A 15,563-nucleotide genomic window follows, 5' to 3' on the forward strand; every position below is an offset into this window, starting at 1 on the left:
TATGTATTTATTTTAATTTTGCCGATCTAAAAAATTGCCAAAATGAAGAAGATGCATCCGATAGAAGCGTTGATAGAGCAGGGGGAACACCAACAACTTGATTTTAAATTCGAAGTGAGCGACAGTAAGAAGATTGCGCGTACGCTGAGTGCTTTTGCCAATACCGACGGTGGACGTCTCCTGATCGGTGTGAAAGATAACGGGAATATCTCCGGTGTCCGAAGCGAAGAAGAATATTATATGATTGAAGCGGCCTCCAAGATGTATACCCGCCCGGAAGTCCCCTTTGAGGCGACACGCTGGGAGGTGAACGGCAAAACGGTTCTTGAGGTGTACATCGCCCCCAGTCCGGATAAACCGCATACCGCTCCCGATAAGGATGATAAGTTTAAAGCCTACATAAGGGTCGCCGATGAAAATATTTTGGCAAATGAAGTGTTGGTGCTTGCCTGGCAGAAAAAGCATAAACCGGACGGGACTTTATTGAAGATAAGCAAACCTGTGGAACGTTTGTTTGCTTATCTGGATGATCATCCCCATATCAATATCAGCCAGTTTTGCCGGATCGGGCGGATCAATTATTATATCGCGAAAAACATTCTGAGCGATCTCCTGGCCATGAACACCTTGCAATACCTTGTAATAGACAAGCATATCTTATATCAACGCGTCCCTGCGTAGAAAGTGCCAAAACGGCCGTGTCTTAAAGGTTTTCCACATACACTTGTGCATTCTCAAAACGGACAACTTTGACTTTGCCCCCTTTCTCTATAAAGCCTGATTCGGAAATCCCGTCATAAAATACTCCGTCGACCGACACTTTCCCGGAAGGACGCAATACGGTTGCGGCTGTACCTTCTTTCCCGACTAACGAAGATAAATCAGGGGATGATATCGCATTTTCCAAATCTGTATTTAGCGCGACTTTCCGGAACATTCCCCGATGTCCGATTTTATTAGACAGCCAGATCATCAGGCTGAAGCCTGTCACTAATCCGACCAGGACTGTCAATGTCGCTTTCCCGATCTCTTTTCCGCTGACTCCTTCGAAATCGAAATGATCGTTGTTCAGTAAGCCCATGACTAGGCCGCCGATAATCAATATGATACCGCTAATTCCGGCAACCCCGAATCCCGGAATGATGAAGATTTCCACTGCGAGCAATAGAATGCCGATGATAAAAACCAGAATCTCCCAGTTTGCCGCCAGCCCATCTATATAGAGTGGTGCAAAGTAGAGGATTGCCGCCAGCAGGGAGGCCGCAGAAGGGAAGCCCAGTCCTGGCGTTTGCATTTCAAAATAAATACCGCCGATGATAATAATGATCAGAATAGACTGAAAAATAGGATTCATCAAAAATCCTTTTAAATCGTCCTGCCAACTAGGGATATAACTTTTCATTTTGTAATCTTTATATCCCAAATATTGCGTGATTACTTCATCCGGATTTTCTGCTATACCGTCGCAATATCCCCACTTTTGAGCCTCCTGTGCTGTGAAAGTAAGGACTTTTCCTGTGTCTATCAGATTTGGAATGGCAACCCGTTCGTCTACCATCGCTTCGGCTATCAACGGGTCTCGTTTCCATTTGTATAAGGTGTCGTTTTTTTGGACGATTGTATCTTGTCCATGCGCTTCGGCTGTCGAACGCATCATGGAACGCATATAGGATTGGTATTTGTCTGGCATTGCTTCCCCTGTTGGGTTCACGACGGTGGCTGCCCCGATATTTGCACCTTTCCGCATATAAATTTTTTTACATGCGATGGAAATGAGCGCCCCAGCAGAAGCCGCATTGTTGTCGATGAAGACATAGACAGGGATGGGGTTGTACAAAATAGCCGTACGCATCGAGTCTGCAGCATCTACCTGGCCGCCGTATGTGTTCATATGGATCAGGACGGCGTCTGCACCCAAAGCGTAGGCTTCCGCTAAACCATTGCTAAGATACAGGCGTGTGGTGTTGCTTATCTCTTTTTTTATATCGATTTTATATATTAACGGGTACAAGGTGTCTGCCGCTGATATAAATGGAGCTATCTGAACCAATATGATAGCTAAAAAAAGTCCTAAATTTTTCTTCATTTTATATTATTCTCCATCTCTTTTACATGTTGTACGAATTTGTAACATACATGTTGTGAATTTTGTATTTTAGTTGTTGCAAAACTTGTAAATACTGCTCATTTTCAATGCTGTTTGTTATAAATGTATTAAGTTACGATTTTTAATATTAATAATCATCAAACCGCATTGTATTTAAAATATTATTCCTACATTTGTAATGTCCTTCAATGGTGAAGGATAATGCCAAACCGGTATTAAACATATAAAAAAATAAGTAATATGAATGCGTTGCAATTTCAGAAAAAATTATTGAGCATGCAAGAAAACATGATGAATTTTGCATTAATGCTCACCGCAAATCGGGATGACGCCCAGGATTTGATGCAAGACACAACGCTGAAAGTTTTGGACAATCAGGAAAAGTTTGTAGATAATATTAATTTCAAAGGATGGGTCTTAACTGTGATGCGTAATATCTTCATAAACAACTACCATAAAATCGTTCGTACACAGACTGTCGTTGACCAGGGTGTCGACCTGTATAATCTGGATGTAGTGAATGACTCAGGTTTTGATTCTCCTGACGGTGCTTATCAAATCAAAGAGATAACAAAAGCGATAAACAGCCTGAACGATGAGTTGAAAATCCCGTTCTCCATGTTTTTGAGTGGTTACAAGTATAATGAAATTGCAGAGAAGCTATGTGTACCTCTGGGAACGGTTAAAAGCCGTATCTTCTTCGCTCGTCAGGAATTGCAGAAAGTCTTGAAAGATTTTCATCGAAGTTGAGGTGAAGTTTAAAATAAATATGTGAAAAAATAAACGGGAGTATCCAAGGGGTGCTCCCGTTTATTTTTATTACTTTTGGCTCAAAATTTTAAACGGAAATGAGAAGTTTTGCAAGTGATAACAATTCGGGTGTTCATCCTTTGGTGATGGATGCCGTGATAAAGGCGAACGATAACCATGCTGTAGGATATGGTGACGATCCCTGGACAGCAGCAGCTACTGCGAAAATTAAAGAAGTGTTTGGCGAAATGGCATCGCCTTTTTTTGTTTTTAACGGAACAGGGGCGAATACTGTAGCTTTGCAGGCTGTGACACGTCCGTTCAATAGTATTTTGTGCGCTGAAACAGCTCATATCAATGTGGACGAGTGTGGTGCTCCTGCCCGTATGACTGGTTGTGCTATCGTGACGATTCCGGCTCCGGACGGAAAACTGACGCCGGAATTGATCAAACCTCGTCTGCATAATTTCGGTGTCTGCCATCATTCGCAACCGAAAGCTGTTTATATTTCACAGGTTTCCGAGTTGGGGACGATTTATACGATCGAGGAGGTCAAAGCGATTGCTGATCTGTTGCATTCTTATAACATGTATCTGCATATGGACGGTGCACGTTTGGCGAATGCCTGTGCTTATCTGAATTGTTCGATGCGGGAGGTGACCGTCGATGCCGGGGTGGATATCCTGAGTTTCGGGGGAACTAAGAATGGGATGATGATGGGAGAGGCTGTGGTTTCTTTCCGTCCTGAGATAACTGAGAATTTGCAGTATTTCAGAAAGCAATCTGCCCAATTGGCTTCCAAACTGCGTTATCTTTCCTGTCAGTTTATTCCTTATCTGGAAAATGACCTGTGGTTGGAAAACGCACGGAAAGCAAATAGTAGCGCTTATCGCTTGGCTGAAGCTTTGAAAAAATATCCGCAGATACGGTTTACCCAGAAAGTAGAATCCAACCAGCTTTTCTTTACCATTCCCACGGAACCGCTGAAGAAGTTGCAAGAAAAATATTTCTTCTATATGTGGAATGAGGAAATCAATGAAGCCCGATTTGTCACTTCGTGGGACACGACGGAAGAGGATATTGACGATATGATACGGACGTTGGACGTCGTGTTTGGTTGACGGCTACCCCTATGGGTTTCCTGATGAGGATTTATCTTGCCGGACTCATGGAAAGTTGTTACTTTTGTGGCCTAATCTATAAATCCGGCGATAAAATGAAACAGGCGGTTTGGTTGGCGGCGGCATTGATGATGTTGTTGCCATTGGGAAAAGTCTACTCGAAGGAGAGAAGCGAGCGCGAGAATAATACTTTGTGCATTATGAGTTATAACATCCGTAACGGTAGAGGAATGGACGATGTGACCGACTTTCGGCGTACGGCGGCAGTGATCAATAAAGTTTGTCCCGATGTCGTGGCAGTACAGGAGATCGACAGTGTGACAGGCCGTAGTGGAGGAAAAGACGTCTTGCGGGAAATTGCCGGACTCACCCTGATGCATCATATGTATGCCCCGGCAATTGATTACGATGGAGGGAAATATGGTATCGGCATGTTGAGCAAGGAGAAGCCTCTTGGCTATCGTTATCTGCCCCTGCCTGGAAGGGAAGAAGCCCGTGCGCTGCTTGTCGTAGAATTTGAAAAGTATATTTATTGCTGTACGCACCTTTCGCTGACCGAGGAAGACCGGATGCTTTCCTTGCCGGTCATCAGGCAGGTGGCGGCTTCGGCAAACAAGCCTTTCTTTATAGCCGGCGATATGAATGCACATCCCGGTTCGGAGTTTATCCGGCAACTGCAGAACGATTTTGTGATCCTGACGGATACGAAGAAGCCGACTTTCCCGGCGAATAACCCCGACGAAACTATAGATTATATTGCGGCCTATGCGAAAGATACGACTGCCTTTACCCGCATCTCATCCCGTGTATGGGATGAGCCGGCCGCTTCCGACCACCGCCCGATCATCACGGATATTATCTTCAATCAGCCTGCGGGCAAGATATTCCGTACGGAGCCCTATCTGCAAAATCCTGTAGGAAATGGAATTACGGTCATGTGGCAGACTACCGTCCCGACTTATAGCTGGGTGGAATACGGAACCGATAAGGAGCACCTGCAGAAGGCTCGTACGATCGTGGATGGGCAGGTGATCTGCAACGATCTGCAAAATAAAATCAGACTGGACGGACTGGAACCGGGAAAAACCTATTATTACCGGGTTTGTTCGCAGGAAATCATGCTCTATCAGGCTTATAAGAAAGTGTTTGGAGAAACTGCCGTTTCCGATTTCCATACTTTTACCTTGCCTACTACGACGGACACCGATTTTACGGCCATTATATTCAACGACCTGCATAAACATTCCGAGACTTTGCAGGCACTGTATAAGCAGGTGAAGGATTTGAAATATGATTTTGTCGTTTTCAATGGTGACTGCATCGATGATCCGGCCAATCATGACGAGGCAACCTGTTTCCTCAGTGAGCTGAACGAAACGGTCGGAGCCGACCGGGTCCCTGTGTTCTATATCCGTGGCAACCATGAGATACGCAATGCCTATTCGATCGGCCTGCGCAGTCTTTTCGACTATGTGGGCGATAAAACCTACGGAGCTTTCAACTGGGGCGATACGCGTATCGTCATGCTGGATTGCGGTGAAGACAAACCGGATACGCATTGGGTCTATTATGGGCTGAATGATTTTTCAGACCTGCGTAAGGCACAGGCGGGTTTCCTCAAGGAAGAGTTGGCGTCCAGAGCCTTCAAGAAAGCCTCTAAGCGGGTGCTGATCCATCATGTTCCCATCTTTGGGAAAGGAGAGGACTATGATTCGTATAATCCTTGCCGGGACGAGTGGGGAGCGATCCTTGAGAAAGCACCGTTCGCTGTCAGTATCAATGCGCATACTCATCGTTTCGCTTATATCCCTGAAGGTGCTGACGGAAACAACTATCCTGTCGTAGTGGGTGGCGGTTACCGGATGGATGGAGCTACGGTGATGATTTTGCAGAAGAAAGGGAAGGAGATGACTCTTCGTGTGCTGAATGCTAAAGGAGAAACATTAAAAGAACTGAATTTATAATAGACGAATAGTAAAGATATGAAACTAAACCTGGAAGAGCAGGAAGAAACGATTGAACCGGTCGAAAAGACCGATCTGATTTATGGTATAGACGACCGTCCCCCTTTTAAGGAAGCCCTGTTTGCCGCTTTACAACATTTGCTGGCGATCTTTGTGGCGATCATTACGCCCCCGTTGATTATTGCCGGAGCCTTGAAGCTGGATCTCGAAACAACCGGTTTTCTGGTTTCGATGGCACTCTTTGCATCTGGCGTCTCGACATTCATACAGTGTCGCCGGATTGGTCCGGTAGGGGCGAAGTTGCTTTGTATCCAGGGAACGAGTTTTTCTTTCATCGGTCCGATCATAACGGCCGGACTGGCAGGAGGATTGCCCCTTATATTCGGGGCGTGTATTGCGGCAGCCCCGATCGAGATGGTAATCAGCCGGACATTCAAGTATATGCGTTCTATCATAACTCCACTGGTATCGGGCATCGTGGTGCTGCTGATCGGACTTAGCTTGATCAAGGTTGGAGTCGTTTCATGTGGCGGCGGCTATGGTGCGATGGATAACGGGACGTTCGGGAGCATCCGGAATATAGGGGTGGCGGCGACAGTGTTGCTGAGTGTCCTGTTCTTTAACCGTTGCAAGAACAAGTATCTTCGTATGAGTTCGATCGTATTGGGGTTGTGCATCGGTTATGCGCTGGCCTACTTTCTCGGTATGGTCGATATGGCGGCGGCTTCTTCGCAAAGCCTGATGGGATTCAATATCCCGATGCCTTTCAAATATGGGTTGGACCTGAATTTCTCCGCCTTTGTCGCTATTGGCCTGGTGTATCTGATTACGGCGATCGAAGCTACCGGCGATGTGACGGCCAACTCGATGATCTCAGGAAAGTCAATAGAAGGAGAGGACTACCTGAAGCGTGTTTCGGGCGGCGTGCTGGCAGATGGAGTGAACTCCTTTATTGCCGGGATTTTCAATTCTTTCCCCAATTCGATCTTTGCGCAGAATAACGGTATTATCCAGCTGACGGGAGTTGCCAGCCGGTATGTCGGATATTATATCGCCGGTATGTTGGTGCTGTTAGGGTTGTTCCCTGTTGTCGGTGTTGTCTTTTCCTTGATGCCTGACCCGGTGTTGGGTGGGGCGACCTTATTGATGTTCGGTACGGTTGCGGCTGCCGGCATACGGATTATCGCATCGCAGGAAATCAATCGGAAGGCGACTTTGGTTTTGGCGGTCAGCCTCTCGCTTGGCTTGGGAGTGGAGCTGATGCCGGATATCCTGAATACGGCGCCGGAAGCTGTAAAGGGTATTTTTTCGTCCGGGATCACAACCGGTGGACTTGCCGCTATTATTGCAAATGTATTGATACGAGTCAAAGAAGATAAAACAGAATAAAAATGGAATTACTAAAACAACGTATTCTGCAGGATGGCAGATGTTTTCCGGGAGGGATTTTAAAGGTTGACAGCTTTATTAACCATCAGATGGATCCCATGTTGCTTTATAAGGTGGCAGAAGAATTTATTTACCGTTTCCGGGATGCGGATATCAATAAGATCGTGACGATAGAAGCAAGTGGTATCGCTCCGGCGATTATGGTGGGATACATCATGCATCTGCCTGTCGTTTTTATCAAGAAAAAACAACCGAAGACGATGGAGAATATGTTGTCTACCGTTGTCCATTCGTTTACGAAAGACCGCGATTACACGGTGTGTATCAGTAACAACTTTCTGACTGCCGATGACCGTATCCTCTTTATTGACGACTTTCTGGCGTATGGCAATGCCGCAATGGGCGTGCTCGACCTGGTGAAACAGTCTGGTGCCAAGCTGGAAGGAATGGGCTTTATCATCGAAAAAGCTTTCCAGAAGGGACGCGATGTGCTGAACGAAGCGGACGTGCGTGTAGAAAGCCTTGCCATTATCGACAGCCTGGAAAACTGCACGATCACCATCCGCTAATGATTTAAGCCGTTGGGAGATTACGGCAGCGTGAAACGCATGCATGCCGTATTCTTCATGATCGGTAAACTCAGTATCTTTTCAGGAGGCAGTTTCTCCAGCTGCACGACGATGGCACGGTTGAAGCCTCCATGCCCGATCGCCAGAATCCGCTTTCCCGGAAACTCCTTTTTCAGGAAGTCGACAAAATCTCCCGCTCTTTTGTATAGGGCTTCTATAGTCTCCACGCTTTCCGGCAGTGTCGTAAAATCCATCTCATCCGCTACTTTCCCGGTATATATGCCCCAATCCATTTCGCGAAGAAGAGGAGTCGCCACCGGCTGCAATCCTTTCTGCCGGGCGACGGCCATTGCTGTGTCGTAGCTACGTGCGAGGTCGCTGCACACGATCACGTCCAACTTCTCCTTGTCCAGCGTTTCTGCTAATGCTTTGGCCTGCTGTTTGCCCAGTTCCGACAGATGGCCGGGGAGCTGGCCTTGCATAATATGCAATTTGTTTTCTTCCGTCTCGCCGTGGCGGCTCAGGATCAATTCTATCTGGCTCATATCTGTTTTTTATTTGGCGGTAAAGGTAAATAAAAAAAGAGAACCAATTGCTTGATTCTCTTTTTACTGGTTGCGGAGGCAAGACTCGAACTTACGACCTTTGGGTTATGAGCCCAACGAGCTACCACTGCTCCACTCCGCGATATAGTTGCGATCATTCCCGATTGCGAGTGCAAAGGTACAAAAATATTCTTACAATCCAAATTTATTTACAAATAGTTTGTGAAATATTCTTGTACCCCGGTTCCCAAGCCTTAAGAAACAGCATTTTGACAGCTTATAAATCTTCCATTGAATCATGATTTTCTGTTTCGTATAGCCTCAGTTTGCTTTTCAACCGGTTAACTTCCTGTTGTAGAGATTCTACCCGGCCCAGCAAATGATGGATGGCGTCGATCCCCTCTATGTTGATAGACAAGTCGTAATACATACGAGTATATCGTTCTACGTCATACAATTGGGAGGCGGGAAGGTAGCTTTCCCCTTCTACCGTGTCTATCTCTATCAGACCACCTTTTTGTAATAGGTAGAGAAACGATGGTTCGATATGGCATATCCGGCAATATTCACTGACTATGATTAAATCTGTTTGCATAACAATCTCGTTTTTTAATTAAGACTTTGTATTTCGCGGAACAATTCTTTTTGTTTGTCCGTCAGGTTGGTCGGGATGTCGATGGAGTAGGTCACTATCATATCGCCGAACTTTCCTTCTTCCTTATAAACAGGGAATCCTTTTCCTCTCAACCGTACCTTTGTGTTGTTTTGGGTTCCCGGTTTGACTTTGAGCTTGGCTTTACTGTCCATTGTCTCGACAATCTGTTCGCCGCCGAGGATTGCCGTATATAGGTTTAAAGGAACAGTGACGTACAAGTCATCGCCCACTCGTTTGAACCGGCTGTCTTCCGGGATATGGAAGGTGATATATAAATCGCCTGCCGGCCCGCCATTTACACCCGGTCCGCCCTGTCCTCTCAGCTTGATGGTCTGTCCGTCGGCGATACCAGCCGGGATGGTGATACGCAGGTTTTTGCCGTTTACGGTGATGATCTGCTTGTGTGTCTTGGCAGCATCTGTCAAAGAGACCTGCAATTCTGTCGTGTAGTCTTGTCCGCGGAAACCGTGGCTGCGTCTGCCTCTGCCACCCATGCCGCCGAACATCTGTTCGAAGAAGTCGGAGAATTCGCTGCCGTCGTCGGAGCTGCTCCAGTAGGCTCCTCCGCCTTGCCCGTTCTGGTATTGGCGATATTGCTGCTGTTGGGCTTCGAACTCGTCGGCGTGTTTCCAGTTTTCTCCATACTGGTCATATTTCTTCCGTTTCTCCGGGTCGCTGAGCACCTCATTGGCTTCATTTATTTCCTGAAACTTGCGGTGAGCGTCCGGATCATTCGGGTTCAAGTCGGGATGGTATTTCCGCGCAAGCTTTTTGTACGCCTTTTTGACGTCGTCCTGCGAAGCGCTTTTGTCTACTCCCAAAATTTTGTAATAATCTATATAGGCCATATTTATATATGTTATTAAGTCTGCTTCTTTTTCTGAATTTAATGCATATATAGAATAACAACAAATGTGCCAGAGAGTTCATGCCGGACTTAGCGCCTGTTTAAATTTTGTTCGACATTGTTTTGCTGTTTGTTTCCGAGGCTATTTATCTGTTTTCTTTATCGATGACAACACAAAGGTAGGGCCCCACGGCAGGCAGGAATACGCTTTCGGGAATATCGGCGAATATCGGTGAAGATAGGTGCAGAAATAGGTAGAATATAAATGCTATTATATTTTGAATATCAGCAATTATTGCTTATCTTTATAGGGCAATAAAACAATGGGATTATGATGCTGAATGAATTCGAAGTCAGGAGTTACGGGTGGCAGGAATTGGCGGTCCTTTACGGTCCGGATTTGATGCCGGCATCGGCTGGCAAACGGTTGTCCAAATGGGTGGGGGTCAATCCGGAGCTAAAGGCGGAGCTGCAGGGTAACGGTTGGAGGAAGGGGAAGAAGATGTTGACTCCCTTACAGGTGAGGACGATCGTGCAATATCTGGGTGAACCTTGAAACAAGGGACTTCTGTGTGCGAAGTAAGGGACTTCGGCGTGTCAAACCACGAAGTTCGGGAGGTAAAAGACCGGATTTCCGGATGCGAAAGAAGGGATTTTTCTCGTACCAGTCGTATCTTTGCCTATGCCGGTTTAAAAAAAGGTGCAAGGAAATACGGAAATAAGCCTATATATATATTAATATATTTATTTTAAGATGTAGGATTGAACCATAAGTGACGGAAAACCTCTGTAAGGCGCTTGTAATGAATGGTTTATATTGTGCTATTGACTGCACCGTTTTTATTTGAGATGAAATGTCGGATGTAGAGCCTGTTGCTATTTCCTTCAATAACAGTCTTATAGCAGTCAATTTGACCGTTTCCCCCGGTTCCGGATCGAATGTTTGTTCACGGAAGCTCCATAGGAAAATAAACAGAGGTTTTTTTAATGGGACTAATAAATTGGGGGAGGAGCTGAAAAAGAAAAACCTCCGATCCTGAAGAACCGAAGGTTTACTGAGTTGCGGAGGCAAGACTCGAACTTACGACCTTTGGGTTATGAGCCCAACGAGCTACCACTGCTCCACTCCGCGATGTAGTTGTGATCATTTCTGATTTCGAGTGCAAAGGTACGACTTATTTTTGATAAAACAAATTTTCCGGCAGTTTTCTTCATTTTGGGAGGGTAAAAGCTATAGTTGGAATAACTGTCCGGAAATCAGCTCCGCTCTTTTAGAGAACGATTGGTTCATATCTCTATTATAAAGGTTTGTTTGGATAAAATGTAAGTATGTTTTTGGTAGTTATTATTTTTTCCGGTACTTTTGCGCACAGTTTTAATCAAAATGTGCAATACAAATGCCGATGACAGTTTCTAAGACACGTGAGATGTTGGTGGATGTGGCCAGACAATTGTTTGCCCGCATGGGGGTGGATAATACGACAATGAACGATATTGCACAGGCATCCAAAAAGGGAAGGCGGACGCTTTACACATACTTTAAAAGTAAAAACGAGATTTATCTGGCAGTAGTCGAGTCCGAGTTGGACCAACTGTACAAGATGCTGCAGGATGTAGCAGCGAAAGACTTGCCGGCGGACGAAAAGTTGATGACATTTCTTTATGCAAGATTGGATGCAATCAAGGCGCTGGTGTTCCGTAACGGGACATTGAAAGCTAATTTTTTTCGTGACATTTGGCGGGTGGAGAAGATCAGGAAAAACTTCGATATCCGTGAGACGGAATTGATACAGGGAATTCTGGAAGCTGGAGTGAAGGAAGGAATTTTCGCGATGCCCGATACCGAGATTACGGCGGTCGTTCTTCATCATGCCCTGAAGGGGTTGGAAGTTCCGTATATACGTGGAATCATGGGGGATAATATCAGCCAGCGGATTAAACGGAGAGATAATGTAATGAATTTGATATTCAATGGTATAAAGATAAAGTAACACAATACTGAGGAATGTTTATTAATGCAACAGGGTTTTATGTACCTGAAGAACGGGTAGATAACCAACATTTTTTAGAGTTAAACGGGCTAACCAGCGAGTGGATTGAACAGCGCACCGGGATTCGTTCCCGGTCTAAGGCAAAAGCCGAGGAAAATATTAATACGATGAGTATGGAGGCTGTTCGTAACGCCCTGCCTAAATTGCCGTATGATATTACGGATGTAGATTTGATTGTTTCCGCCTCTTATTCTCCGTACGATACGGTAGCGACTGCGGCTCATCTTGCCCAGCATGAATTCCATATTGAAAATGCGAAAGCGCTCTATCTTTCTTCCGCCTGCTCCTCATTCCTGAATGCGTTGGAAGTTGTGGAAGGGTATTTTGCTATGGGAAAAGCAACAAAAGCGTTGATCCTTTCCGCCGACAAGAATTCGGCCTACTATAATGAGACGGATCCGAAAGCCGGCCACCTTTGGGGCGATGCGGCTGCGGCCTTCTTCATCTCGAAGGAACGCGTTTCGGAAAAGGATTCCGAGATCGTGGAAGTATACACACAAGGACTTGGTTATCTGGGCAAGGCTCCGGATGCGGTACATCTTCGTCCGTGCGACGGGGGAATCATGATGCCGGAAGGACGCGACGTCTTTATCCAAGCTTGTACCTATATGCCGAAGAACGTGCTCTATCTCTTGGAAAAGAATGGCTATACGTTGGACAACCTGACATATTTCATCGGCCATCAAGCCAATATGCGTATCATGTCCAATATTGCCAAACAGCTCAATCTGCCGGAAGAGAAATTCCTGCATAATATTGAAGAATTGGGAAATACCGGTTCGGTAAGCTCAGCATTGGTATATGCCCAAAATGATCATAGTTTCAAGAAAGGCGACCTGGTTGCCATTACCGTGTTCGGCGGTGGCTATTCTACGGGAGCTTGCTTGATTAAGTGTTGAATTTAAAACGGAATTAATATGAAATTATTAGAAGGTAAAGTGGCAATCGTTACGGGGGCCGCACGTGGTATTGGTAAGGCGATCGCATTGAAATTCGCCGCAGAGGGTGCAAATATCGCATTCACGGATTTGGTGATCGACGAAAACGGTCTGGCCACCCAGAAGGAAATCGAAGCATTGGGTGTTAAAGCAAAAGGCTATGCTTCCAATGCGGCCAATTTCGAAGAAACACACAATGTCGTTGCTGAAATCGTAAAAGATTTCGGTCGTGTGGATATCCTCGTAAACAATGCTGGTATCACGAAAGACGGTCTGATGATGCGTATGAGTGAAGGTCAGTGGGATGCCGTCATCGGTGTCAACCTGAAATCGGCTTTCAACTTTATCCACGCTTGTACTCCGGTGATGATGAAACAGCGTTCGGGCAGTATCATCAATATGGCTTCTGTGGTTGGTGTACATGGTAATGCAGGTCAGAGTAACTATTCGGCATCCAAAGCCGGTATGATCGGCCTGGCTAAGTCTATCGCGCAGGAACTGGGTTCACGCGGTATCCGTGCCAATGCAATCGCCCCGGGCTTCATTATTACTGATATGACAGCCGGTCTGCCGGAAGAAGTCAAGGTCGAATGGGCAAAGAAGATTCCTTTGCGCCGTGGCGGTACGCCTGAAGATGTGGCCAACATCGCTACATTCCTGGCTTCCGATATGTCTTCTTATGTATCAGGACAGGTGATCCAGGTTGATGGCGGTATGAATATGTAAAGAGATTTATGATTTATAATTTATGATTTATGTAGGTGACGTTTGTTTTGCAAAATCATAAATCCATAAATCATAAATCATAAATTTGAAATCATGGAGGTTATTTACGAAGACAATCATATCATTGCGGTAAATAAGACTTGCCGCGAGATTGTACAAGGAGATAAAACCGGTGATACTCCTCTTTCGGACATGCTGAAGGCATGGCTGAAAGAGAAGTATTGTAAACCCGGAAATGTCTTTGTCGGCGTTACGCATCGTCTGGACCGTCCGGTCAGTGGCGTCGTGTTATTTGCCAAGACGAGCAAGGCGCTCGCCCGTCTGAACGAGATGTTCCGGGTCGGCGAAGTAAAGAAGACCTATTGGGCGATCGTGAAGAACTGTCCGCCGGCAGAAGAGGGAGAGCTGGTGAACTGGCTGGTTCGCAACGAGAAGCAAAATAAGAGCTATGCTTATGACACGGAACGGACGAATGCCAAGAAAGCGGTCCTGCATTATAAAGTGATTGCTCGCTCGGACAACTATTATCTGTTGGCTATAGACCTGAAGACAGGCCGTCATCACCAAATCCGTTGCCAGCTTGCCAAGATGGGATGCCCAATCAAAGGCGACTTGAAATACGGTTTTCCCCGTTCTAATCCGGACGGCGGCATCAGCCTGCATTCCCGCAGTGCCGAATTCATCCATCCCGTATCGAAACAGCCGGTCAGCATTGTCGCTCCTGTGCCTGCTGATTCTCTTTGGAAAGCGATGGAGCAGATGAAGAGGTGAAAGTTGTTCTGACTTTCAGCCGATTTATTAACCGGATGCGAAGCCTCTCTTTCATCTTTCACCTTTTAGCTGTTTTAGCTGTTCTTTTGATTTGCTTCGTGTCACGATATAAACCCCTAAGAATACTAATGCGATCGCGATACTTTTCATCAGTCCGAACGTGTCCAGGCCGACTATGACCGTGATGATGGATGCGATGATCGGTTGGACATAATTGTACATGGTCGCAACCGTTGGGCGTAAAATCCGTTGGCCGATCGGGACGAGAAGGTAGGCGAAGAACGTTCCTCCCAATACGACAACCGCGATGTTTAGGTAGATATCCAGGGGCAGGGTGGCGAAGTCGATGCTTGCGACACTGTTGTAGGAGAAAGGGATCGTACAGATTGCCGAGTAGGTGAACATCCATTTCATCAGCGTCACGGGCGAGTACCGTCCGATCAATCCTTTGTAGACAACTACATAAATAGAAAAACTGCATTGTGCGATCAGGCAGAGGATATCTCCCCACACGTTATTGCTGCCGTTTCCTGTTACCGCCGTTTGCTGTCCGCTCAGAATAAGCGTCAGGGCACCTGCCGCCCCGACAAAGATACCGAGGATCTTCGTTCCCGTAATCGGTTCCTTCAGGTAAAAAGCAGCGATGATCATGGTGATGATGGGGGTGGAGGTGGCAACGATCGTTGCGTCTATGGGTGAAGTCTGCGACACGCCAAAGATATAAGTACCTTGGTTGAATACGATTCCGAAGAGGGCTGCGAAAAACAGGTGTTTCAGGTCTTCATGAGGGACGTGTTCCTTGCGGGTAAAGATCGATGCGATCCAGAATACTATTGCCGCACCCAACATCCGGAAAGTTGTTAGTGAGATTGCATTTATTAATCCGCTGGATAAGACAATCTTGGAAGAGGGAGACATGCATCCCCACAATACGTTTGCCATCAGCATGGCCAAATGTCCTTTGTAAGCTTCTGATTTCATGATAACCTGTTTGTTTTGGGGGTACAAAAGTAGAAAATCTGCCAAATCTGCCAAAAAAGGTCCGCCAGATTTTGTGTTTTGTTCGGTTTGTAGGCGACAGGATTTATGCAGACAGGCATCCGTTTTTGAGATGGATGCCTATGCAATTC

General features: G+C 46.0%; 16 protein-coding genes and 2 tRNA genes. 11 read left to right on the plus strand and 7 right to left on the minus strand.

All coding sequences use genetic code 11. The annotated features are described in order from the left end of the window. Nucleotides 1-42: 42 nt before the first annotated feature. The gene (locus NQ542_RS01205) at nt 43-681 is read left to right on the plus strand and encodes an AlbA family DNA-binding domain-containing protein (RefSeq protein WP_005641142.1); all 639 of its coding nucleotides are present in this window, start codon (nt 43-45) and stop codon (nt 679-681) included. A 22-nt stretch (nt 682-703) separates the two neighbouring features. Here the strand turns inward: NQ542_RS01205 and NQ542_RS01210 are convergent, their stop codons facing one another. Beyond that, the gene (locus NQ542_RS01210; RefSeq protein WP_005641141.1) at nt 704-2,086 is read right to left on the minus strand and encodes an NfeD family protein; all 1,383 of its coding nucleotides are present in this window, start codon (nt 2,084-2,086) and stop codon (nt 704-706) included. 261 nt (nt 2,087-2,347) lie between these two features. Here NQ542_RS01210 and NQ542_RS01215 point away from each other — a divergent pair, with 261 nt between their 5' ends. The 5 genes from NQ542_RS01215 (at nt 2,348) to xpt (ending at nt 7,900) form a co-directional block, all read left to right on the plus strand. Further along, nucleotides 2,348-2,857, plus strand: coding sequence for an RNA polymerase sigma factor (locus NQ542_RS01215; RefSeq protein WP_005641140.1), 510 nt, complete (start codon nt 2,348-2,350; stop codon nt 2,855-2,857). A gap of 98 nt (nt 2,858-2,955) precedes the next feature. After that, nucleotides 2,956-3,978, plus strand: coding sequence for a threonine aldolase family protein (locus tag NQ542_RS01220; RefSeq protein WP_005641139.1), 1,023 nt, complete (start codon nt 2,956-2,958; stop codon nt 3,976-3,978). A gap of 95 nt (nt 3,979-4,073) precedes the next feature. After that, nucleotides 4,074-5,942 carry an endonuclease/exonuclease/phosphatase family protein gene (locus NQ542_RS01225; RefSeq protein WP_005651241.1) on the plus strand — a complete coding sequence of 623 codons (1,869 nt, stop codon included), beginning with the start codon at nt 4,074-4,076 and terminating at the stop codon, nt 5,940-5,942. An 18-nt stretch (nt 5,943-5,960) separates the two neighbouring features. After that, the gene (locus NQ542_RS01230; RefSeq protein ID WP_005641137.1) at nt 5,961-7,331 is read left to right on the plus strand and encodes a nucleobase:cation symporter-2 family protein; all 1,371 of its coding nucleotides are present in this window, start codon (nt 5,961-5,963) and stop codon (nt 7,329-7,331) included. Nucleotides 7,332-7,333: 2 nt separating this feature from the next. Beyond that, the gene (xpt, locus tag NQ542_RS01235; RefSeq protein ID WP_005641135.1) at nt 7,334-7,900 is read left to right on the plus strand and encodes a xanthine phosphoribosyltransferase; all 567 of its coding nucleotides are present in this window, start codon (nt 7,334-7,336) and stop codon (nt 7,898-7,900) included. A gap of 20 nt (nt 7,901-7,920) precedes the next feature. Here xpt and NQ542_RS01240 read toward each other — a convergent pair whose 3' ends face one another. The 4 genes from NQ542_RS01240 to NQ542_RS01255 all read right to left on the minus strand — a co-directional run bounded on the left by NQ542_RS01240 (nt 7,921) and on the right by NQ542_RS01255 (nt 9,948). Then, nucleotides 7,921-8,445: a histidine phosphatase family protein gene (locus tag NQ542_RS01240; protein WP_005641133.1), complete on the minus strand. Its 525-nt coding sequence runs from the start codon at nt 8,443-8,445 to the stop codon at nt 7,921-7,923. A gap of 67 nt (nt 8,446-8,512) precedes the next feature. Then, nucleotides 8,513-8,587: transfer RNA gene (locus NQ542_RS01245), tRNA-Met, on the minus strand. 135 nt (nt 8,588-8,722) lie between these two features. Further along, a complete protein-coding gene (locus NQ542_RS01250; RefSeq protein WP_005641131.1) occupies nt 8,723-9,040 on the minus strand; it encodes a chaperone modulator CbpM in 318 nt (105 codons plus the stop codon). Nucleotides 9,041-9,054: 14 nt separating this feature from the next. Beyond that, entirely contained in the window at nt 9,055-9,948 is an 894-nt protein-coding gene (locus NQ542_RS01255; protein WP_005641129.1) for a DnaJ C-terminal domain-containing protein, read from the minus strand. Between the two features lie 330 nt (nt 9,949-10,278). On the opposite strand from NQ542_RS01255, the gene NQ542_RS01260 reads away from it, so the two are divergent. Beyond that, complete coding sequence (locus tag NQ542_RS01260) at nt 10,279-10,503, plus strand: DUF4248 domain-containing protein (protein ID WP_005641125.1); 225 nt, start codon at nt 10,279-10,281, stop codon at nt 10,501-10,503. A gap of 504 nt (nt 10,504-11,007) precedes the next feature. Here NQ542_RS01260 and NQ542_RS01265 read toward each other — a convergent pair. Next, nucleotides 11,008-11,079, minus strand: a tRNA-Met gene (locus NQ542_RS01265). A 265-nt stretch (nt 11,080-11,344) separates the two neighbouring features. Between NQ542_RS01265 and NQ542_RS01270 the strand changes: the two genes are divergently transcribed. The 4 genes from NQ542_RS01270 to NQ542_RS01285 all read left to right on the plus strand — a co-directional run bounded on the left by NQ542_RS01270 (nt 11,345) and on the right by NQ542_RS01285 (nt 14,433). Beyond that, nucleotides 11,345-11,938 (plus strand): TetR/AcrR family transcriptional regulator, encoded by a 594-nt coding sequence (locus NQ542_RS01270; RefSeq protein WP_005641117.1) that lies wholly within the window; start codon nt 11,345-11,347, stop codon nt 11,936-11,938. Between the two features lie 14 nt (nt 11,939-11,952). Continuing rightward, nucleotides 11,953-12,897: a 3-oxoacyl-ACP synthase III family protein gene (locus NQ542_RS01275; protein WP_005641115.1), complete on the plus strand. Its 945-nt coding sequence runs from the start codon at nt 11,953-11,955 to the stop codon at nt 12,895-12,897. 18 nt (nt 12,898-12,915) lie between these two features. After that, the gene (fabG, locus tag NQ542_RS01280; RefSeq protein WP_005641113.1) at nt 12,916-13,662 is read left to right on the plus strand and encodes a 3-oxoacyl-[acyl-carrier-protein] reductase; all 747 of its coding nucleotides are present in this window, start codon (nt 12,916-12,918) and stop codon (nt 13,660-13,662) included. Between the two features lie 93 nt (nt 13,663-13,755). Continuing rightward, nucleotides 13,756-14,433: an RluA family pseudouridine synthase gene (locus tag NQ542_RS01285; RefSeq protein WP_005641111.1), complete on the plus strand. Its 678-nt coding sequence runs from the start codon at nt 13,756-13,758 to the stop codon at nt 14,431-14,433. A 51-nt stretch (nt 14,434-14,484) separates the two neighbouring features. Here NQ542_RS01285 and NQ542_RS01290 read toward each other — a convergent pair whose 3' ends face one another. Further along, complete coding sequence (locus NQ542_RS01290; protein WP_005641109.1) at nt 14,485-15,414, minus strand: DMT family transporter; 930 nt, start codon at nt 15,412-15,414, stop codon at nt 14,485-14,487. Between the last annotated feature and the right edge of the window lie 149 nt (nt 15,415-15,563).

Origin of the sequence: Parabacteroides merdae ATCC 43184 (genome assembly GCF_025151215.1) — a bacterium.
GTDB classification, from domain to species: Bacteria; Bacteroidota; Bacteroidia; order Bacteroidales; family Tannerellaceae; genus Parabacteroides; species Parabacteroides merdae.